Origin of the sequence: Pseudomonas fluvialis, from assembly GCF_002234375.1 — a bacterium.
In the GTDB taxonomy this organism is placed as follows: domain Bacteria; phylum Pseudomonadota; class Gammaproteobacteria; order Pseudomonadales; family Pseudomonadaceae; genus Aquipseudomonas; species Aquipseudomonas fluvialis.
On sequence record NZ_NMQV01000003.1, the window covers coordinates 37,472 to 58,507 of the forward strand.

Below are 21,036 nucleotides of genomic sequence, written 5' to 3' on the forward strand. Positions count from 1 at the left end.
AGTGCACCTTATGCCTGGCCTGCTGCGAAAAAAGGCGCCCCTGCTGGGCGCCTTTTTTATCGCCTGGCTTTTCTCGCCCGCGCTGCAGGCCTTCTGCCCGCCGCCGCCGGCCGGTCTGCCGCAGGTGCGTGTGGAGCGGGTGGTCGATGGTGATACCTTGCGCCTGCAGGATGGGCGCAGCGTACGGCTGATCGGCATCAATGCGCCGGAGCTGGCGCGCCGTGGCCAGCCGGCACAGCCCCATGCCCAGGCGGCTCGGCAGTACCTTGCGCAGCTGGTTGCGGCCAGTGGCGAACGGCTCTACCTGCAGGCCGGTCGGCAGGCGCGGGATCGCTACGGACGCAGCCTGGCGCACCTTTACGACCGCCAGGGTGGCAGCCTGGAAGCGCAATTGCTGGCTGCCGGCATGGGCTGGCAGGTGGTGGTGGCGCCCAACACCGCGCAGGCTGCCTGCCTGCAGCGTGCTGAGCGGCAGGCGCGTGCGCAGCGCCTGGGGGTGTGGCGTCAGCCGCAGTGGCTGCAGCCGGCGCAGTTGCAGCGCGGCGGCTTTGCATTGATCGCCGGGCGTGTGCAGCGTGTGGAGCGTAACCGGGGTGGCCTGTGGCTGGAAATGGGCGAGCTGGTGGTACGTATTGCCAGGCCGCGGGCGGCAGAATTCGCCGCCATCGACTGGCCCGCGCTGCAGGGACAGCGCGTGGAAGTGCGTGGTTGGGTTGTCGAGCGACGTTCTGTCGCAGCGGGTCGTGCACGCTGGCAGTTGTCGCTGGAGCACCCGCTGCTGCTGCAGCCGGTGCGCTAAGCGGCAGGCTGCCGTGTCGGGCCGTGGCGCGGCGGGCGGTCTTGTTCGTGGACGGTATCTTCCGTATGCTCGGCCGCCTGCACGTCAACCAAAAAAAGCGGAAACCACCGACATGTCCGATCTGAAAACAGCCGCGCTTGACTATCATGCCCAGCCCCGTCCGGGCAAACTGAGCGTCGAGCTCACCAAGCCCACCGCCACCGCACGTGACCTGGCCCTGGCCTACAGCCCGGGTGTTGCCGAGCCGGTGCGGGAAATCGCGCGTGATCCGGAGCTGGCCTACCGCTATACCGGCAAGGGCAACCTGGTGGCTGTCATTTCCGATGGTACGGCGATCCTTGGCCTGGGCGATCTCGGCCCGCTGGCCTCCAAGCCGGTCATGGAAGGTAAGGGCGTGTTGTTCAAGCGTTTTGCCGGCATCGACGTGTTTGACATCGAAGTCGAGGCAGAAAGCCCGCAGGCCTTCATCGATACCGTTCGCCGTATCTCCATCACCTTCGGTGGTATCAACCTGGAAGATATCAAGGCACCCGAGTGCTTTGAGATCGAACGCACGCTGATCGAGCAGTGCGATATTCCGGTGTTCCACGATGACCAGCACGGCACCGCCATCGTCACTGCGGCCGGCATGCTCAATGCCCTGGAAATCGCCGGCAAGACCCTGCCGGAAGCCAGGATCGTCTGCCTGGGTGCCGGCGCTGCGGCCATTTCCTGCATGAAGCTGCTGGTCAGCATGGGCGCGAAGATCGAGAACATCTTCATGATCGACCGCAAGGGTGTGATCCATGCCGGTCGCGACGATCTCAACCAGTACAAGGCAGTCTTCGCCAGCGAAACCGACAAGCGCACCCTGCAGGATGCCTTGACCGGTGCTGACGTGTTCGTCGGCCTGTCCGGTGCCAACCTGCTGAGCCCGGATGACCTCAAGCTGATGGCCGACAACCCGATCATCTTCGCCTGCTCCAACCCGGACCCGGAGATCAAGCCGGAGCTGGCCCGCGAAGCGCGCCCCGATGTGATCATGGCTACCGGCCGTTCCGATTACCCGAACCAGGTCAACAACGTACTGGGCTTCCCGTTCATCTTCCGCGGCGCTCTGGACGTACGTGCCACGCGCATCAACGAAGAGATGAAGATCGCGGCTGCGCTGGCGTTGCGTGATCTGGCCAAACTGCCGGTACCGCAGGAAGTCTGTGACGCCTATGGCGGCATGGCGCTGTCCTTCGGTCGCGAGTACATCATTCCCAAGCCGATGGACCCGCGCCTGATCACCGAAGTGTGTGATGCCGTAGCCAAGGCCGCGCTGGAAAGTGGCGTAGCAACCCTGCCGTATCCGAAGAACTATCCGCTCAAGTCGGTAGATGACGTGTTCAACGGCTGAGTGTCGTGCTGCAGAAAAACCCGCCGCTGGCGGGTTTTTTTATGCGTGGTCGTCCCGTGTGCTGGCACGCCTCTGACGTTACCAGCTACAGAAGCAACCAACCGCTAGGTTGTTGCCGACCTTGACCTGGCGGCCGGCGACCAGTGCCTCGAGAACCGGGTCGATGAAGCTGTTGCTGCTGTTGCAGCTGGCGCCTTCGCTGTAGGGGCCGAAGTAGGCCAGGCGGCCCTGGCGATCCCACAGGGCGACGGCCGGGCTGGCCGGCAGGCTGGCACTGCCCGGCAGCTCCAGAGGTTGCAGGGTTGCCAGCATGGCCGGTAGCTGGCCGCGCGTACCGGGTTTCTGCACATGGTGGAAACGCACGCCCTGTACGGCGAAACGCTTGACCAGATCAGCCAGGTGCTGCTGGTTGCCACGGTTGCAGGGGCAGGCTGGGTCCCAGAAATGCACCAGATGGATTTCCCCGTTGCCGGCCAGGGCGCCGGGCAGCTGCAGGGCGCTGCTGTCGAATAGGGCTGCCTGCTCGTCGAAGGCGCGCAGGTAGCGTGCCTGGTACCACCACAAGGCGGCCAGCAGCGCGGCTACCCAGAGCAGTACGGCAAGGATCAGCAGGAGATTTTTGCGCGCAGGCTTCATGGCAACCACACTGGCAAGAGGGCTGCATAGCTTGCCATGTTGCGCTGTGCAGCAGAACCTGTAGTGTCGCACCGGGCGCTGTTCCGGCTATTTGACCCGCGAGGCTGTCGTCATGTCGTTGTCGTTTGATCCCGATGTATTGCGCGACCTGCTGCCCCCGCTGGAGCAGGCTGTGGAATTGCCGGCGATGCAGGCCTACCGGCAGTTCTATGGCCTGGAGTTTGCGGGTGTACAGCAGGTACGCCTGGGGCATGTCGAGGCCGCCGGCTATCGCCTGGCCGTGCAGTGCTGGCAGCCAGCCGCGGCGACGGCCAGCCTGTTGCTGCTGCATGGTTACTACGACCACATGGGCTTGTACCGGCACATCATCGATTGGGCCTTGCGTCAGGGCTTTGCGGTGCTGGCCTGTGATTTGCCCGGGCATGGCCTGTCCACGGGCGAGCGAGCCAGCATCAGTGACTTTGCCGAGTACCAGGCAGCCCTGCAGGCGCTGTTTGCCCAGGCCGAACGGATGGCCTTGCCCAAGCCCTGGCATGTGCTGGGACAGAGTACCGGCGGCGCGATCCTTCTGGATTACCTGCTCACTGGCGAGCCGCGTCCGGAGCTGGGGCAGAGCATCCTGCTGGCGCCGTTGGTGCGTCCGCGCGCCTGGAACTGGTCACGGCTCAGTTATCGCTTGCTGGCGCCGTTCGTCGATGCGGTGCCGCGCCGTTATACGGTCAACTCCAGTGACAGTGCGTTCATCGACTTCGTGCATAACCAGGACCCGCTGCAGCCACAGGTTTTGCCGGTGGCTTGGGTGGCGGCGCTGGAGCGCTGGATCGCGCGGATCGAGCAGCTGGCCCGGCCGGCGCCAGGTGGACTGCGCCCGCCGCTGATCGTGCAGGGTGGGCTGGATCGCACGGTTGATTGGCGGCATAACCTGGCGGTTCTGCAACGCCAGTTCCAGGGGGCGGAAGTCTTGCTGCTGGAACAAGCCTCGCACCACCTGGCCAATGAGCAGGCGGCACTGCGTGAGCAGTATCTGGGGTTTCTCAGTCGACGGCTGCAGGCGCCGGGCTGGCCGGCGCTGGGTTGAGGGCGGCGCGCAGGGCACCGAGTGCCGCCTGGTAGTAGGCCTGGCCCTCTGCGGATTCGGCGAAGGTGACAAACTCGGCCAATTCCTGGTCGTTGAGGTCGCGATAGATGAACAGCAGGCTGTTGCCCAGGTCGCTGTCGATTTGCGCAATCAGCTTTTGCCGCGGGCCGTCCAGCAGGTTATCGCTGATCTGGTAGTCGGCCAGCCCAGGGATCATCTGACCCAGGCTGTCGGCGGCGATGCCGGCGATGGCCAGGCTGACTTCGGCGGCGGCGGCACTGGCCGGCAGTGCCTGGCCGAGGCGCTGTGCGAGTGCCTGGCGTGGCGCGCTGGCCTGATTGCGCGGGATCACCCCGAGGGCGACTTCCTCGCTGGCACTGGCCTGCAGTTCGGCACGCACTACCTTGCGGCCCAGTGGCGAGTCAAAGAACGTCTGTGCGGCCTGCGGATCACGCAGCTGTTCACGCAGGTGTTGCGCAACGCGCGACTGCAGGGCATCGGCGGCAAAGCGGCGGTTGCTGGACTCGACCATCACGCGGTACAAGGCATCCGGCAGGTTGCCCTGGTAGCGTTGCTGGGCGGCCTGTAGTGCCTTGCTGAAATTGACCTGGTGTTGCGCCCAGCCGGCGCTGCGGTACAGCTCGGCATGTGGATCGGCGCTGGCGAGCAGGGGTGTGAGGCAGAGCAATGCAGCAAGCAGCAGGCGCATGAAAACTCCCAGGAGCGACGGCCAGATGATAATGCGCGCTATTCTGCGCAGCGCCAGACGGCTTGTCGAGGCGCCAGGACGACGCAGGAGTCGGTGATGCAGAAGATATTGGTGAGCGCCTGCCTACTCGGTGAAGCGGTGCGCTACGACGGTGCCGCTCATGGTCCTTTTGCCCAGTTGCAGGCCTGGCAGGCCGAAGGGCGCGTACTGGCGCTGTGCCCGGAAATGGCCGGCGGCCTGCCGACGCCGCGGCCGCCGGCAGAAATTCTCGGTGGCCAGGGGCGCGCGGTGCTGGCCGGGCAGCAGGTGGTGCGTGATTGTCATGGCCGGGATGTCAGCGATGCCTTCCGGGCAGGCGCCGCACGGGCGCTGGCATTGGTGCGCGAGCAGGGCATCGGTATGGCCGTGCTCAAGGCGCGCAGCCCGTCCTGCGGCAACCGGCAGACCTATTCCGGCGAGTTCTCGGGCCGTCTGGTCGAGGGTGCCGGGGTCACCGCCGCAGCCCTGCAGGCGGCGGGGGTGGTGGTGTTCAACGAGTATGAGCTGGAGCAGGCAGCCGCCTGGTTGGCCCTGCAGGCCGACTGAAGCGAATCAGCGGCCTTCCTGCATGCGCACCAGCTGGCGTTCGAGGAGTGCCGGGTAGGGATCGAGCAGGCGCTCCACGCAGCTGCAACCGGCCGGACTGGCGATGCTGCGGATGCGTGCATGGCTACGCAGGGCTTCCTGGCTGGCTATGCTCTGGTCGAGCAGCAGCAGGTTGCGGCTGTGCTGGCTAAGTGCCAGGGCGGCCTGGCTGCTGGCGGCCAGCAGCAGCTGTCCCTGGCCGAGCGCGCTGAGGTCTTCGCCCAGGCTCAGGCCCAGTTGCAATTGCAGGGTGAAGCCGCTGTCGGCCACTTCGATCTGCAGTGCATGACCCAGTGCCCGCAGCAGCTCGCCGCAGCACAGCGCATGGCTGAGGAATTGCTGTTCATCCTGGCTGCTGTGGAACAGCAACAGGCTGCTGCCATCGTTGAGGGTATGCAGTTCCCCCTGGTACAGCGTGGCAGCCTGTTGCAGGCAGTCACGGTAGCGCTCCAGCAACTGCACCAGGCGCGGGCGTGGCAGGTGGCGTAGTTGCTCCTGCGCGCCCAGCTGTACGGCGAGTACGGCGGTCTGACCGGGCGTGACAGAGGGCAGGGGTGCGGGCTCATCCGGCTGACGCAGCTCGGCGAACGGATCATGTTCGTCAGGCGTTGCGGGGAAGTCGTCAGTATCGCCTAGCGCAGTCCGTTCGGCGGAGAGCGGCTCTTCGTCGAATGCAGGCTCATCCGTCCAGTCGTCGAGAGTCGGTGCGTCGTCTGCCAACGGCACGCTTTCGCTGGCCATGGAGGGCGCCGCTGGCTTGGGTGGTAGCAGGCGCGCCTGGAGCTGACGGGCCAGATCGCCGATCTCATCCTGACGGCCGCTGCCGGGCGCCGGGTCATCCGGATCGCGCAGCCACAGGCGCAGCTGCAGCAGCGGGGTGGACAGGTGACGACCAAGACGCAGGCTTAGTGACAGGGTCAGGGCCAGCAGGATCAGGCTGAGGATGCCCATGCTTTGCAGGCTGATGGTCATCGGCTGCTGGAACTGGCGCATATCCAGGCTGATGTGCAGGTGGCCGGCGATCACCTCCTGAAAGGTGATAGGCGTGGTGAACAGCCCGCTCTGCTGGTCGAGCATGCCATGGCCGGGACGTGAGCCGGCCTCGGCGAGCAGGCGATTATCCACGCTGTAGATGGCGGCGTGCGCCACCAGTGGGTTTCTCACCAGATTGTTGAGCAGGACGTTGAGACTGAGGATGTCGTTGGCGACCAGCAGTTCGGTGGCCGAGGCGGCGGTCTGCACGATCAGGCTCTGTCCCAGGGCGTCGGACTGCTGCTGCATGGCATGCTTGAACTGCATGCCGATGACCCAGGCATAGATCACCAGGGCCAGGGCGACCAGCAGCAGGCTGTGGCTGGCAATACGCAGGGTCAGCGGTACGCGGCGCTGGCGCAGGGCGTTGAACAGCAGCAGGAACAGGTTGTCGGGCTTGACAGATGACGGCCGGGGCACAGGGCGTAGCTCGGGCAGGGAAAAGAGCCGGCAGTATACCCAGCGCCCTCTATGCGGCAAAGCGCGCCGGGCGCGGCGCACCAGGCAGCCTGCAGACTGCGCGCTGGCGCACGTTTTGCGCGTAGCGTCCGGGTGGCCGGGCAGCGGAGGCATGCGTGGCACTTTGCAGGTAGAATGCCGGCCTCTTTCTGACAGCGGAGGTGTGCCTTGCGCGAGATCGTCCTGATCAATATCACCGGGGAAGACCGTCCCGGGCTGACCGCAGCGATTACCGGGGTGCTGGCCCAGGGCGGGGTGAATATCCTCGACATCGGCCAGGCGGTGATCCACGACACCCTGTCGTTCGGCATCCTGGTGGAAATTCCGGCTACCGAGCAGGCCTCGTCGGTACTCAAGGACCTGCTGTTCACCGCCTATGAGCTCGACCAGCAGGTGCGTTTCACGCCGGTGGCGGAGAGCGATTACCAGCAGTGGGTGGATGGCCAGGGCAAGCCGCGGCATATCGTGACCCTGCTGACCCGCAAGGTCACGGCCGAACAGCTGCAGCGGGTGAGTGCGATCACCGCGCGCTATGGTCTGAACATCGACCATATCGATCGCCTGTCCGGGCGCATGCCGCTGGATACCCCGGATGAGCGCAGTAAGGGCTGCATCGAGTTTTCCGTGCGTGGCGAGCCGGCCGATACGGCGGCGCTGCGTGCCGAGTTTCTCCGCGTGGCCCAGGAGCTGAATGTCGATATCGCCTTCCAGCGTGATTCGCTGTTCCGCCGCAACCGTCGTCTGGCAGTCTTCGACATGGACTCGACGCTGATCGAGGCCGAGGTGATCGACGAACTGGCCAAGGCCGCCGGAGTCGGTGAGCAGGTGGCAGAGATCACCGAGCGCGCCATGCGCGGCGAGCTGGACTTCCGAGCCAGCTTCAAGGAGCGTCTGGCCCTGCTCAAGGGGCTGCCGGAAGAGGTGCTGGAGCAGATTGCCGAGCGCCTGCCGCTGACCGAGGGTGCCGAGACACTGTTCGCCGAGCTCAAGCGCCTGGGCTACAAGACCGCCATCCTGTCGGGCGGCTTTACCTATTTCGCCAAGCGCCTGCAGGCGCTGCTGGGTATCGACTACGTGTATGCCAACGAGCTGGAGATCGTCGACGGCCGGCTCACCGGCGTCGCCATCGAGCCCATCGTCGATGCCCAGCGCAAGGCCGACCTGCTGCGCGAACTGGCCCAGCGCGAGGGGCTGCAGCTGGAACAGACCATTGCCGTGGGCGACGGGGCCAATGACCTGCCGATGCTGGGCCTGGCCGGCCTGGGCGTGGCGTTCCGCGCCAAGCCGCTGGTCAAGCAGTCGGCCAAGCAGGCGATTTCCACCCTGGGCCTGGATGGCATCCTCTATCTGCTCGGCTACCGCGACCGCGAAGGCCTGGAGTAACCCCTGTCAGGGGTAGGCGACCCCGCTACCACGTAACCCGCAGTAACCCTGCGGGTGACGGTCGAGGTACTGCTGATGGTAGTCCTCGGCGTAGTAGAACGGCCCGGCCAGGGCAATCTCGCTGGTGATCGCCGGATAACCGGCGCGGCTCAGCGCCTGCTGGTAGGTGTCGCGGCTGGCCAGTGCCTGGGCGAGCTGCGCGGCGTCGCGACAGTAGATCGCTGAACGGTACTGGCTGCCGATGTCATTGCCCTGACGCATGCCCTGGGTCGGATCGTGTGCCTCCCAGAACACCTTGAGCAGGCTGGCGTAGTCGGTCTGTTGTGGGTCGAAGACCACCAGTACGGCTTCGCTGTGGCCGGTCAGGCCGCTACACACCGCTTCATAGCTGGGCTGGACGGTATCGCCCCCGCAATAGCCGACGGCCGTGCTGTACACCCCAGGTTGTTGCCAGAAGCGCCGCTCAGCCCCCCAGAAGCAGCCCATGGCAAAGATTGCCCAGTGCAGGCCCGGGGCGAAGGGCGGCTGCAGGGGCTGGCCGGTGACCCGGTGGCGTTCGGGCAGGCTGTGCGGGGGGCTGATCAGACGTTGCATGGCGGGTACACCTCAGACAGGGCGCTGATAACGGGATAGCCGTTGTAGGAGTTCGTCGGCGGGCAGCGGGCGATCGAACAGGTAGCCCTGGCCGATATCGCACTGCTGGCGGCGCAGGAAGGCCAGCTGCTGGCGATCCTCGATGCCTTCGGCCACTACCTGCAAGCGTAGCTTGTGGGCCATGGCAATCACCGCGGCAATGATCTCCATATCGTCGTCACAGTGCGGTACATCACGTACGAAGCTGCGGTCGATCTTGATCACGTCGATGGGAAACTTCTTCAGGTAGCCCAGCGACGAATAGCCGGTGCCGAAGTCGTCCATGGCCAACTGTACGCCCAGTTGCTTGAGCTGGTGCAGCTGCTGGCGAGTGGCCTCGCTGGCTTCCAGTAGTAGCGACTCGGTCAGTTCCAGCTCCAGCTGGCTGCCGGGCAGGCCTTCTTCGGCGAGGATGTCGCTCAGTGAACGGCACAGCTCGGGATCGGCAAATTGTCGTGAAGACAGGTTGATGGCCATGTGCAGCCTGCCCAGACCGGCATCCGCTAGCTGGCGGGCCATGCGGCAGGCGGTGCGCATCACCCATTTGCCGATGGGGATGATCAGCCCGCTTTCCTCGGCCACGGCGATGAAGCTGTCCGGGCTGATCATGCCGCGTTGCGGATGCTGCCAGCGCAGCAGGGCTTCCAGGCCGAGCAGGCGACCGCTGTGCAGGCACAGCTTGGGCTGGTAGTGCAGGCGCAACTCATCGCGCTCCAGAGCCAGGCGCAGGTTGTTGTCGAGGAACAGCTTGTCCTGGGCTTCGGCATTCAGCGTTTCACTGAATACCTGCAGTTGCTGTTTGCCGTTGGCCTTGGCCTTGTGCAGGGCCAGACCGGCATGTTTGAGCAGGGTCGGCGTATTGCTGCCGTGCAGGGGGGCCTGGGCCAAGCCGATGGAGCCGCTGATGCTGATCAGCTGGTTGTCGACGAACAGCGGCTTGCCGAGGGTTTCCAGCAGTTGCCGGGCCTGCTGCTGGCCACTGTGCAGGCTGCAGTCTTCCAGCAGCAGGGCGAACTCGTTGCTGGCAAAGCGGGCCAGCGGGGTCTGGTTGGGCAGGCTGTTGCGCAGGCGCCGGGCCAGGCTGGCGAGCAGTTTGTCGCCGCTCTGGTGGCCCAGGCTGTCGTTGATGCGTTTGAAGTTGTCGATGTCCACCAGCAACAGGCAGCCATTGCCTGGCGCCTGGCGCTGGAAGTGCTGGTCGAGACGGTTGATGAAGAACGCGCGGTTGCCCAGCCCGGTCAGGGTGTCGGTGTAGGCAAGCTTTTCCACGCGCTGCTGCTGGAGCTTCTCGTCGGTGATGTCCTGGTAGATGCCTAGGTAATGGCTGAGCTGGCCCTGCGCGTCAAATACCTTGGAGATATTCAGGCGTCCCCAATAGGGTTCATGGTTCTTGCGCCGGCTCTTGAATTCACCCTGCCAGCTGTTGTGGCTGGCCAGCCCGCTATGGCTGTCGAACAGTCGCTCGGCGAGGTTTTCCATGGCGGCCAGCTCGGTGATCGAACGGCCCAGCACCTCGTCGGTGCTGTACTGGGTGATCTGGCTGAAGCTGGCATTGACGTAGTCCAGGCGCCCCTCGGGGCTGACCAGCAGGATCGCGCAGGCGCTTTGCTGCAAGCCGGCGAGCAGGGCGGCGTGTTGCGGGTTGGGCAGGGTAAGGTCGTCCTGACAGATCAGGTAGCCCTGCAGGCGCTGCCGTCCGGGGCCGGGCAGCGGCTGGCCAAGCTCGCAGAGTTGCAGCGGACCCAGTGGGCTATGCAGGCGATACTGCACCCGATAGTGCCCGTGCTGCTGCAGTTGTTGCTGGATCTGCTGGTGCAGTTGCAGGCGCTGCGCCGGCTGCATGAGACTGGCGTAGGGGGCTTCCAGCAAGTCGCACAGCTGGCTGGCGGGCAGGCCCAGGCGGGCCTGGCAGGCCGGGTCGAGGTAGAGCAGCTTCCAGCTCGCCTCGTTGAGCCGTTCGAAACGCAGCAGGCCCAGGCGTGCGGGGTCTGGCAACTGCGTCACAACATCGGCCAGCTTGCGACCGGCGGCTTCTGGATGACTTGTCATCGATGGGCGGGCTTCCAGTATGCTGGGCAGGAACTACCAATGGCCTGCTCAGCTGAGCGACGACAAGGGTGCACCATGCACAAGTCACTGACAAGACAGATAAAAACATTGCTCGCCGGGATCTGCCTGAGCGCCTTGGGCAGCACCGCGCTGCAGGCTGGCGAAGGTTTGGAGTCCGCCGAGGCCGCCCAGTACCTGAGCGAGCTGAAGCGTCTTTACCTGAGTAGCGATGATCGCCAGGCCCTGCTGGCGCATGGCAACAGCCTGCTGCACAGCTATGCGCTATTGGCCGGCTACCAGCCCGGGCGTGCCGATGCCGTGGATCTGCGTTACCAGCTGAGCAGCCCGCAAGCCGGCGAGCTGCGTGTGCGCGAGGAGCGTCGGGCCCGCGATGGCAGTCTGCAGGTCAGCAACAAGGTCTTGCCGGTGTTTGGCGTCGACCCGTTCATTCGCTACGAATGCCCGCAACAGGGCCAGCAGTGTGTGATCCTCGACCCGCGCGACGGCAGCCCGCTGCTCAGCATCGTGCGTGACCACCAGGGTGCGGCGGAGCTGGCCAAGGCGCTGAGCTACCTGCTGCGCAACCTGCAGAAGTAGCCGCAGCGCCGGCACCCTCAGAGCAGCAGGGTGCGGATGTCGCCGAGCAGGTCAGCAAGGCGCCGGGTGAAGCGCGCGGCGGCAGCGCCGTTGATCACCCGGTGGTCATAGGACAGTGACAGCGGCAGCATCAGGCGTGGCTGGAAGGCCGCACCGTCCCACACCGGCTGCATGCTGGCCTTGCTCACCCCGAGGATGGCCACTTCGGGCGCATTGACGATTGGCGTGAAGCCGCTGCCACCGATATGACCGAGGCTGGAGATGGTGAAGCAGGCACCCTGCATGGCATCCGCCGAGAGCTTCTTGCTGCGCGCTTTCTCGGCTAGCTCGGCGGCCTCGCCGGCCAGCTGCAGCAGGCTCTTCTGGTCAACATCGCGGATCACCGGCACCAGCAGGCCGTCCGGGGTATCCACGGCAAAGCCGATGTGCACGTAGCCCTTGCGGATCAGTGCCTTGCCCGAGGGCGCCAGCGAGCTGTTGAAGTCCGGCAGCTCGCGCAGCAAATGCGCGCAGGCCTTGAGCAGAATGGGCAGGATGGTCAGCTTGACGCCGGCTTTCTCGGCAGTGGCCTTCTGTGCCACGCGGAAGGCCTCCACCTCGCTGATGTCGGCGCTGTCGAACTGGGTGACATGCGGCACATTGAGCCAGCTGCGGTGCAGGTTGGCGGCGCCGACCTGCATCAGGCGGGACATCGCTACCTCTTCGACCGGGCCGAACTTGCTGAAGTCGATTGGCGGGATCGGCGGAATGCCGGTCGCACCACTCGCTGCAGCGGCTGGCGCTTCCTTGGCCTTGTGCAGCATGGCCTTGACGTAGTTTTGCAGGTCCTCCTTGAGGATGCGCCCCCTGGGACCGCTGCCGCTGACCGCGGCCAGTTCGACACCCAGTTCGCGGGCCAGCAGGCGTACTGCCGGGCCGGCGTGCACCTTGCTGCCGGCGCGTGGCGGCGGGGTGGCGGGCGAGCTGGCGGCGGCGGCCGACAGGGCGGCAATCGCGCCGACTTCGGCGGCTACCGTCGGCTCGGCGTTGGCCGGCAGGCTGTGAATGGGCGCGGCACTGCCGGCAGTTTCGGCCTGGGCAGCGGGCGCTCGGCGGCGCAGGCGCAGGATCAGATCGCCGCTGGCCACCTCGCTGTCCAGACGGGTGAGGATTTCCTCGACCACGCCGGCGGCCGGCGAGGGAATTTCCATGCTGGCCTTGTCCGATTCCAGGGTCAGCAGCGATTGCTCGGCGTCGATCTGTTCGCCGACCTTGACCAGCAGTTCGATGACCCGTGCCTTGCCGGCGGCGCCGATGTCCGGCACATGGATGTCCTGCAGTATCTCGTTACCCTCGCTCGGCGCGACTGGCTGGGCGGCTGGCGTCAGGTCGTCATGGGCCGCGGGTGCTGCGGTCTGCGTGGTGCTGGCTGCCGTGGCAGGTTGGGTGTCGGCGGCCTGCAGCTCGAGCAGCGGGTCGCCCTCCTTGAGGCGGTCGCCGAGCTTGACCAGCAGGCGACTGACCACCCCGGCGCGCGGGGCGGGAATCTCCATGCTGGCCTTGTCCGATTCCAGGGTCAGTAGCGACTGGTCGGCTTCGATCGCATCGCCAACCTTGACCAGCAGTTCGATCACTTCGCCTTCGCCGTTGCCGATGTCCGGTACGCGAATCAACTCACTCATCTTGTACTCCTTCAGCACCCGCCTGGGCGGGTGCGTTGCAGAGAGGGCTCTGCGCTGTTCGGTGGAGCGGCCGGTATTGTGCCGGCTGCAGTCAATGCGCTGCTGGCTCAGCAGTCCAGCGGATTGGGCTTGTCCGGGTCGAGGCCGAAGCGGGCAATGGCTTCGGCCACCACCTTGGCGTCGATCTCGCCGCGGTCAGCCAGTGCTTCCAGCGCCGCCAGGGCCACCCAGTAGCGGTCCACCTCGAAGAAATGCCGCAGCTTGCGACGGCTGTCGCTGCGCCCGAAACCATCGGTGCCGAGCACCTTGTATTCCTTGCTCGGCACCCACTGGCGCACTTGCTCGGCGAACAGCTTCATGTAGTCGGTGCTGGCCACCACCGGCCCCTTGCGGCCGTTCAGACATTGCTCCAGGTAACTCAGCTGCGGGCTTTGCAGCGGGTGCAGGCGGTTGTGGCGCTCCACGGCCAGGCCGTCGCGGCGCAGTTCGTTGAAGCTGGTAACGCTCCATACGTCGGCGGCCACGTTGAATTGCTCGCGAAGAATCTGCGCGGCCTCGCGTACTTCGCGGAGGATCGCACCGCAACCGAGCAGCTGTACGTGGTGGGCGGCGGCGCGCGTGTCCTCTTCGAGCAGGTACATGCCGCGGATGATGCCGTCCTCGACGCCCTCTGGCATGGCCGGCTGGGCATAGGCTTCGTTCATCACGGTGACGTAGTAGAAGATGCTGTCCTGCTCCTCGAGCATGCGCCGCGCGCCCTCGCGGATGATCACCGCCAGCTCGTAGCCGTAGGTCGGGTCATAGCTGTGGCAGTTAGGGATGGTGCTGGCGAGGATGTGGCTATGCCCGTCCTCGTGCTGCAAGCCCTCGCCGTTGAGCGTGGTGCGCCCGCTGGTGCCGCCGATCAGGAAACCCCGTGCGCGGCTGTCGCCGGCCGCCCAGGCGAGGTCGCCGATGCGCTGGAAGCCGAACATCGAATAGAACACATAGAACGGCAACATCGGCTGGTTGTGCGTGGAGTAGGCGGTGCCGGCGGCAATCCAGCTGGACATGGCGCCCGCTTCGTTGATGCCTTCTTCGAGGATCTGCCCTTTCTTGTCTTCGCGGTAGAACATCACCTGGTCCTTGTCGACCGGCTCGTACAGCTGGCCGACCGAGGAGTAGATGCCCAGTTGGCGGAACAGCCCTTCCATGCCGAAGGTACGCGCTTCGTCCGGGACGATGGGCACAATGCGCGGACCGAGCTGCTTGTCCTTGAGCAACTGCGAGAGGATGCGCACGAAGGCCATGGTGGTGGAGATTTCCCGCTCGCCGGTGCCGTCGAGGATGGCCTTGAGGGTGTCCAGTGGCGGTATCGGTACACGGAAGCTTTGCTGGCGGCGCTGCGGCACCACGCCGCCCAGCCGGGCGCGCCGTTCCTGCAGATAGCGCGCCTCGGCGCTGCCTTCGGCCGGGCGGTAGAACGGCAGCTTCTCCAGGTCGGCATCGCTGACCGGGATGTCGAAGCGGTCGCGGAATTTCTTCAGGCTGGCGATATCCACCTTCTTGACGTTATGCGCGGTGTTCTGCGCTTCGCCGGCGCCGATGCCGTAGCCCTTGATGGTCTTGGCCAGCACCACGGTCGGTTGACCCTTGTGGTTAACCGCCGCGTGGTAGGCGGCGTAGACCTTGTACGGATCGTGGCCGCCGCGGTTGAGGTTCCAGACTTCCTGGTCGGAGAGGTCCTTGACCATCTCCTTGAGTTCGGGGCTGTTGAAGAAGTGCTCGCGGACGAAGGCGCCGTCCTTGGCCTTGTAGTTCTGGTAGTCGCCATCGACCACCTCATCCATGCGGCGCTGCAGGATGCCGTCGTGGTCCTTGGCAAACAGCGGGTCCCAGAACCGTCCCCAGATGACTTTCTTGACGTTCCATTCGGCACCGCGGAACACCCCTTCCAGCTCCTGGATGATCTTGCCGTTGCCGCGTACCGGGCCGTCCAGACGCTGCAGGTTGCAGTTGATGACGAAGATCAGGTTGTCCAGTTTCTCGCGCCCGGCTAGGGCAATCGCGCCCAGCGATTCCGGTTCGTCGCACTCGCCGTCGCCCATGAAACACCAGACCTTCTGTTTGCCGGCCGGGATGAAGCCACGATGCTCCAGATACTTCATGAAACGCGCCTGGTAGATGGCCTGCAGGGGGCCGAGCCCCATGGATACCGTGGGGAACTGCCAGAAATCGGGCATCAGCCAGGGATGCGGGTAGGAGGGGAGGCCCTGGCCGTCGGTTTCGCGGCGGAAGTTGTTGAGCTGCTCCTCGCTGATTCGCCCTTCCATGAAGGCGCGCGCGTAGACCCCGGGCGAGGCATGGCCCTGGAAGAAGATCAGGTCGCCGCCGTGTTCTTCGCAGGGCGCCTGGAAGAAGTAGTTGAAGCCCACGTCATACAGCGTAGCGCTGGAGGCGAAGGTGCCGATGTGCCCGCCCAGGTCAGGGTCCTGCTGGTTGGTGCGCATCACCATGGCCAGGGCATTCCAGCGCACCAGCGAGCGAATCCGCCGTTCCATGAACAGGTCGCCTGGCATGCGTGCCTCCTGCGCCACCGGGATGCTGTTGCGGTAGGGCGTGGTGATCGCATAGGGCAGCTGGGTGCCGCTGCGCGTGGCCAGTTCGCCCATGCGGGTCAGCAGGTAGTGCGCGCGGCTTTCGCCTTCCTTGTCGACGACCGACTCAAGGGCGTCCAGCCATTCCTGGGTTTCGACGGGATCGAGGTCTTGCATGGCTTGCTCCAGGGCTTAAAGGCACACAGAATCGGGCCTTAGTGACGTCGCCTGGCCTTGTGGGCGGGCAACTGGAATTCATCGGGATAGCGGTGCTACCAGAGGCTTGTAGTTTTACTACATTGCGACGCCTTGATCAGCCCCCCGCGGCACATCTTTTAGTAGTAAAACTACAATTTTCTGTCTGCCCGCTTGACAGGCCCGACAGAACCGCCTGAGCCAAAAGGATAGACCATGAGCTTGCCGTCACTGCTGGACCTGTCTCCCGCCCTGCATGGGCTGGCCGAACGCGCCGAGCCGAGCGTGTTGCAGGCGCTGGGGGGGGCGCAGGCGCTGGCCGACTGGCCGGCGCAGCGTCGTGAACAGTTGCCCCGGCTGCTGGCCTGCAGCGATTTCGTACACCAGCAGATCCTCCGCGCTCCGGCAGACTTTCTGGCACTGGCTGCCAGTGGCGAGCTGGAGCGCCCGCTGGGGCCTGGGGAGTTGCGTGAGGCGTTGCAGCAGGCCCTGCAGGACTGTGCCGACGAGGACACCCTGGCCCGTCAGTTGCGGCGCTTTCGCAACCGTCAGCAGCTGCGCATCATCTGGCGTGACATCAGCCGCCAGGCCAGTCTGCAGCAGACCTGCCTGGAGCTGTCGGCACTGGCCGACGCCTGCGTCGACCAGGCGTATGCCTGGCTGTACCGCCAGCATTGTGCGCAGTTCGGCACGCCCATCGGGCGGCGCTCCGGCGAGCCGCAGCATCTGGTGATCCTCGGGATGGGCAAGCTGGGTGCCTTCGAGCTCAACCTGTCTTCGGATATCGACCTGATCTTCGGCTATCCCGAAGGCGGGGAAACCCAGGGCGCACGGCGTGCACAGGACAACCAGGAATTCTTTACCCGCCTGGGGCAGAAGCTCATCAAGGCGCTGGATGCGATTACCGTGGATGGCTTCGTGTTTCGCGTCGACATGCGCTTGCGCCCCTATGGCGACAGTGGTGCCCTGGTGCTTAGCTTCAATGCCCTGGAGCAGTACTACCAGGACCAGGGGCGTGATTGGGAACGCTACGCGATGATCAAGGCACGGGTCATCGGCGGCGACCAGCAGGCCGGTCGCCAGTTGCTGGAGATGCTGCGGCCGTTCGTCTACCGCCGTTACCTGGATTTTTCTGCCATCGAGGCGCTACGCGCCATGAAGCAGCTGATCCAGCAGGAAGTGCGCCGCAAGGGTATGAGCGAGAACATCAAGTTGGGGGCGGGAGGCATTCGGGAGGTCGAGTTTATTGCCCAGGCTTTCCAGCTTATCCATGGTGGCCGTGACCTCAGCCTGCAGCAGCGCTCGTTGCTCAAGGTGCTGGATACCCTGGACGGGCAAGGTTACCTGCCTGGCGAGGTGGTCAACGAACTGCGCGAGGGCTATCACTTCCTGCGTTACACCGAACATGCTCTGCAGGGCATCGCCGACCGGCAGACGCAGATGCTTCCCGAGGATCCCCAGGAACAGGCGCGGGTGGCGCAGATCATGGGTTTTGCCGACTGGGCGGCCTTTCATGCTGAGCTGATGCGCTGGCGGGCACGGGTCGATCACCATTTTCGCCGGGTCATTGCCGACCCCGACGAGGACGTCGATGCCGAGCAGGAAACGCCCGGCGGCGAGTGGTTGCCGCTGTGGAGCGAAGCGCTGGACAGCGCTGCCGCCGAGGAGCAACTGGCCGAGGCGGGCTTGCAGAATCCGGCACAGGCCTACAAACGCCTGCTCGATCTGCGTCATGGCGGCCAGGTGCGTGCCATGCAGCGCCTGGGGCGCGAGCGTCTGGATGCCTTCATGCCGCGCCTGTTGGCGCAAGCAGTGAGCCAGCCTGATCCTGACCTGGTACTGGAGCGGGTCATGCCGCTGGTGGAAAAGGTGGCACGGCGCTCGGCCTATCTGGTGTTGCTCAGCGAAAACCCGGGTGCCCTGCAGCGCCTGCTCAGCCTGTGTGCCGCCAGTCCGTGGATCGCCGAGCAGATCGCGCGTTTCCCACTGCTGCTCGACGAGCTGCTCAACGAGGGACGGCTATTCAGCCCGCCGCAAGGCGAAGAGCTGGTGGCCGAGCTGCGCGAACGGCTGATGCGCATTCCCGAAGATGATCTGGAACAGCAGATGGAGGCCTTGCGCCACTTCAAGCTGGCCCACCGTCTGCGCGTGGCGGCGTCGGAGATTGCCGGCAGCCTGCCGCTGATGAAAGTCTCCGACTACCTCACCTGGCTGGCCGAGGCGATTCTCCAGCAGGTGCTGCAGCTGGCCTGGCGGCAACTGACCAGCAAGCATGGCGTGCCGCGGCGCAGCGACGGCAGCCTGTGCGATGGCGACTTCATCATCGTCGGCTATGGCAAGGTCGGCGGCATCGAGTTGGGGCATGGCTCCGACCTCGATCTGGTGTTTATCCATGATGCCGACCCGCAGGCGGAAACCGACGGCGCCAAGCCGCTGGATGGTGCGCAGTTCTTTGCCCGCATGGGCCAGCGCATCATTCACATGCTCAATACCCTGACCACCTCCGGGCCGCTCTATGAGGTGGATATGCGTCTGCGTCCCTCCGGCGAGTCCGGCCTGCTGGTCAGCTCGCTGAGCGCCTTCGCCCGCTACCAGCAGCAGGAAGCCTGGACCTGGGAGCACCAGGCCCTGGTGCGTGCCCGTGTGCTGGTGGGCTGTCCGCGGGTCGCCGCCGGTTTTGCGGCGATACGCGCCGAGGTATTGGGTCGGGCGCGTGACCTTGATCAGCTGCGCCGCGAAGTCAGCGAAATGCGCGGCAAGATGCGCGACAACCTGGGGACGCGTGCGACCCAGGCCGGCCTCGGCGAGCTGGCCGAAGACCCGGCGCAGCGCTTCAACCTCAAGCAGGACGCCGGCGGTATCGTCGATATCGAATTTATGGTGCAATACGCGGCCCTGGCCTGGTCCCACGAACACCCGCAGCTGCTGCGTTACACCGACAACATCCGCATTCTGGATGGCTTGCGCGAGGCGGCGTTGCTCAGCGCCGAGGACGTTACGGCGCTGCAGGAAATCTACAAGGCCTACCGCGCCACCGCGCATCGCCTGGCCCTGCAGAAACAGGCCGGCGAGGTGAGTGCCGACCAGCTGCTTGCCGAGCGCCGCAAGGTGCGGCACATCTGGCAGGCGCTGGGGCTGAACTGACGGGGCTGCCGGGCAGGCTGCCCGGGCCGAGAATCCATGAGTAACCGAGGAGTAGGCAAGATGTCGATGTCCGACCGTGATGGCGTGATCTGGTACGACGGCGAACTGGTGCCGTGGCGCGACGCCACCACCCATGTGCTGACCCACACCCTGCACTACGGCATGGGCGTGTTCGAGGGCGTGCGCGCCTACAACACCCCGGACGGCACGGCGATCTTCCGCCTGCAGGCGCACACCGACCGCCTGTTCGACTCGGCGCACATCTTCAACATGCAGATCCCTTTCTCCAAGGAAGAGATCAACGAGGCGCAGCGCGCCGCGGTGCGTGAGAACGGCCTGGAAAGCGCCTACCTGCGCCCGATGGTGTTCTTCGGCAGCGAAGGCATGGGCCTGCGCGCCTCGGGCCTCAAGGTGCATGTGATCGTCGCCGCCTGGCACTGGGGCGCCTACATGGGCGAGGAAGCCCTGCAGAGCGGTATCAAGGTGCGCACCAGTTCCTACACTCGCCACCACGTCAACATCGCCATGACCCGCGCCAAGGCCAACGGCAACTACATCAACTCCATGCTGGCCCTGCAGGAAGCCATTTCCGGCGGCGCCGACGAGGCCATGCTGCTTGACCCGGAAGGTTATGTGGCCGAGGGTTCGGGCGAGAACATCTTCCTGGTCAAGGACGGCGTGGTGTACACCCCGGAAGTGACCTCCTGCCTGAACGGCATCACGCGCAGCACCATTCTGACCCTGGCTGCCGAGCATGGCATCAAGGTGGTGGAGAAGCGCATCACCCGTGACGAGGTGTATATCGCCGACGAGGCCTTCTTCACCGGCACGGCCGCCGAAGTGACGCCGATCCGTGAAGTGGATGGCCGGAAAATCGGTGCCGGACGTCGCGGCCCGGTCACCGAGAAGCTGCAGAAGGCCTACTTCGACCTGGTCACTGGCAAGACCAGCGGCCACGCCGAATGGCGCACCCTGGTTAAATAAGCGGTCATTAGGTCGAGACAGGGAGGCATCGCGCCTCCCTGCGCATTTCTGGAATTGGCATGAATATTCTGATCATCGGCCCTAGCTGGGTAGGCGACATGGTGATGGCGCAGACGCTGTTCACCTGCCTCAAACAGCGTCATCCCGACTGCCAGATCGATGTGTTGGCCCCCGACTGGAGCCGGCCGATCCTCGAACGCATGCCCGAGGTGCGCAATGCGCTGAGCTTCCCACTCGGTCATGGCGTGCTGGAGCTGGCCACCCGGCGCAAGATCGGCAAGTCCCTGGCCGGCCAGTACGAGCAGGCGATCCTCCTGCCCAACTCGCTGAAGTCCGCGTTGGTGCCGTTCTTTGCCGGTATCCCCAAGCGCACCGGCTGGAAGGGCGAGATGCGCTACGGCCTGCTCAACGATGTCCGCAACCTGGACAAGCAACGCCTGCCGCTGATGATCGAGCGCTTTATGGCGCTGGCCTATGAACCCGATGCAGCGCTGCCCAAGCCCTATCCGCAGCCGCGCTTGGTTATCGACAATGCCAGTCGCGAGGCCGCCCTGGCCAAGTTCGGCCTGAGCCTGGATCGTCCGGTGCTGGCGCTGTGCCCCGGCGCCGAGTTCGGTGAAGCCAAACGCTGGCCGGCCGAGCATTACGCCAAGGTCGCCGAGCTGAAAATCCGCGCCGGCTGGCAGGTCTGGCTGTTCGGCTCGAAGAACGATCATCCGGGCTGCGAGGAGATTCGTGCTCGGCTGATTCCCGGCCTGCGCGAGGAGTCGGTGAACCTGGCCGGCGAGACCTCGCTGGCCGAAGCCATCGACCTGCTGTCCTGCGCCGGCGCCGTGGTGTCCAACGACTCCGGGCTGATGCACGTGGCCGCCGCACTCAACCGTCCGCTGGTGGCGGTGTACGGCTCCACCTCGCCGCAGTTCACCCCGCCGCTGGCCGATCAGGTGGAGATCGTCCGCCTGGGCCTGGAGTGCAGCCCGTGCTTCGAGCGCACCTGCCGCTTCGGGCATTACGACTGCTTGCGCGAACTCAAGCCGCGCCCGGTGATCGAGGCGCTGCAGCGCCTGGTTGCCGATCCGCTTGAGGTGGAATAGCC

Annotated in this window: 15 protein-coding genes and 1 pseudogene; 9 read left to right on the top strand and 7 right to left on the bottom strand. The window is 65.3% G+C overall.

Features of this window, described 5'->3' with window-relative positions; all coding sequences use genetic code 11:
* The first annotated feature begins 10 nt into the window (after positions 1 to 10).
* Positions 11 to 799, top strand: coding sequence for a thermonuclease family protein (locus CFY91_RS01800; protein ID WP_093984631.1), 789 nt, complete (start codon positions 11 to 13; stop codon positions 797 to 799).
* 112 nt (positions 800 to 911) lie between these two features.
* Entirely contained in the window at positions 912 to 2,180 is a 1,269-nt protein-coding gene (locus tag CFY91_RS01805; protein WP_093984632.1) for a malic enzyme-like NAD(P)-binding protein, read from the top strand.
* Between the two features lie 78 nt (positions 2,181 to 2,258).
* Here CFY91_RS01805 and CFY91_RS01810 read toward each other — a convergent pair whose 3' ends face one another.
* Positions 2,259 to 2,816, bottom strand: a complete 558-nt coding sequence (locus tag CFY91_RS01810) for a DUF6436 domain-containing protein (protein ID WP_093984633.1) — start codon at positions 2,814 to 2,816, stop codon at positions 2,259 to 2,261.
* Between the two features lie 112 nt (positions 2,817 to 2,928).
* Between CFY91_RS01810 and bipL the strand changes: the two genes are divergently transcribed.
* Positions 2,929 to 3,894, top strand: coding sequence for a phospholipase BipL (bipL, locus tag CFY91_RS01815; protein WP_093984634.1), 966 nt, complete (start codon positions 2,929 to 2,931; stop codon positions 3,892 to 3,894).
* Here the strand turns inward: bipL and CFY91_RS01820 are convergent.
* On the bottom strand, positions 3,851 to 4,603 hold the full coding sequence (locus CFY91_RS01820) for a hypothetical protein (protein ID WP_093984635.1): 753 nt from the start codon (positions 4,601 to 4,603) through the stop codon (positions 3,851 to 3,853). The genes bipL and CFY91_RS01820 overlap by 44 nt on opposite strands.
* A 96-nt stretch (positions 4,604 to 4,699) precedes the next feature.
* Between CFY91_RS01820 and CFY91_RS01825 the strand changes: the two genes are divergently transcribed.
* Positions 4,700 to 5,188 (top strand): 2-thiouracil desulfurase family protein, encoded by a 489-nt coding sequence (locus CFY91_RS01825; protein ID WP_093984636.1) that lies wholly within the window; start codon positions 4,700 to 4,702, stop codon positions 5,186 to 5,188.
* A 6-nt stretch (positions 5,189 to 5,194) separates the two neighbouring features.
* Here the strand turns inward: CFY91_RS01825 and CFY91_RS01830 are convergent, their stop codons facing one another.
* Positions 5,195 to 6,679, bottom strand: coding sequence for a HAMP domain-containing protein (locus CFY91_RS01830; protein WP_093984637.1), 1,485 nt, complete (start codon positions 6,677 to 6,679; stop codon positions 5,195 to 5,197).
* A gap of 207 nt (positions 6,680 to 6,886) precedes the next feature.
* Between CFY91_RS01830 and serB the strand changes: the two genes are divergently transcribed.
* Positions 6,887 to 8,101, top strand: coding sequence for a phosphoserine phosphatase SerB (gene serB, locus CFY91_RS01835; protein ID WP_093984638.1), 1,215 nt, complete (start codon positions 6,887 to 6,889; stop codon positions 8,099 to 8,101).
* 6 nt (positions 8,102 to 8,107) lie between these two features.
* On the opposite strand, the pseudogene msrA reads toward serB, so the two are convergent.
* Positions 8,108 to 8,665: pseudogene (gene msrA / locus CFY91_RS01840) on the bottom strand (peptide-methionine (S)-S-oxide reductase MsrA); the annotation flags it as partial.
* Positions 8,666 to 8,707: 42 nt separating this feature from the next.
* Positions 8,708 to 10,783: a putative bifunctional diguanylate cyclase/phosphodiesterase gene (locus CFY91_RS01845; RefSeq protein ID WP_093984640.1), complete on the bottom strand. Its 2,076-nt coding sequence runs from the start codon at positions 10,781 to 10,783 to the stop codon at positions 8,708 to 8,710.
* 75 nt (positions 10,784 to 10,858) lie between these two features.
* Between CFY91_RS01845 and CFY91_RS01850 the strand changes: the two genes are divergently transcribed.
* Entirely contained in the window at positions 10,859 to 11,380 is a 522-nt protein-coding gene (locus tag CFY91_RS01850) for a hypothetical protein (RefSeq protein ID WP_229727196.1), read from the top strand.
* A 17-nt stretch (positions 11,381 to 11,397) separates the two neighbouring features.
* Here CFY91_RS01850 and aceF read toward each other — a convergent pair whose 3' ends face one another.
* Both aceF and aceE read right to left on the bottom strand, forming a co-directional pair.
* Positions 11,398 to 13,041, bottom strand: a complete 1,644-nt coding sequence (gene aceF / locus CFY91_RS01855; protein ID WP_093984641.1) for a dihydrolipoyllysine-residue acetyltransferase — start codon at positions 13,039 to 13,041, stop codon at positions 11,398 to 11,400.
* Positions 13,042 to 13,148: 107 nt separating this feature from the next.
* Positions 13,149 to 15,794, bottom strand: coding sequence for a pyruvate dehydrogenase (acetyl-transferring), homodimeric type (gene aceE / locus CFY91_RS01860; RefSeq protein WP_093984642.1), 2,646 nt, complete (start codon positions 15,792 to 15,794; stop codon positions 13,149 to 13,151).
* A gap of 234 nt (positions 15,795 to 16,028) precedes the next feature.
* Between aceE and glnE the strand changes: the two genes are divergently transcribed.
* From glnE to waaF, 3 genes are read left to right on the top strand one after another with little or no spacing between them, the layout of a single operon-like run.
* On the top strand, positions 16,029 to 18,956 hold the full coding sequence (gene glnE, locus CFY91_RS01865) for a bifunctional [glutamate--ammonia ligase]-adenylyl-L-tyrosine phosphorylase/[glutamate--ammonia-ligase] adenylyltransferase (protein ID WP_093984643.1): 2,928 nt from the start codon (positions 16,029 to 16,031) through the stop codon (positions 18,954 to 18,956).
* Between the two features lie 60 nt (positions 18,957 to 19,016).
* Positions 19,017 to 19,940 carry a branched-chain amino acid transaminase gene (locus tag CFY91_RS01870; RefSeq protein WP_093984644.1) on the top strand — a complete coding sequence of 308 codons (924 nt, stop codon included), beginning with the start codon at positions 19,017 to 19,019 and terminating at the stop codon, positions 19,938 to 19,940.
* 59 nt (positions 19,941 to 19,999) lie between these two features.
* Positions 20,000 to 21,034 (top strand): lipopolysaccharide heptosyltransferase II, encoded by a 1,035-nt coding sequence (gene waaF / locus CFY91_RS01875; RefSeq protein ID WP_093984645.1) that lies wholly within the window; start codon positions 20,000 to 20,002, stop codon positions 21,032 to 21,034.
* Positions 21,035 to 21,036 lie beyond the last annotated feature (2 nt).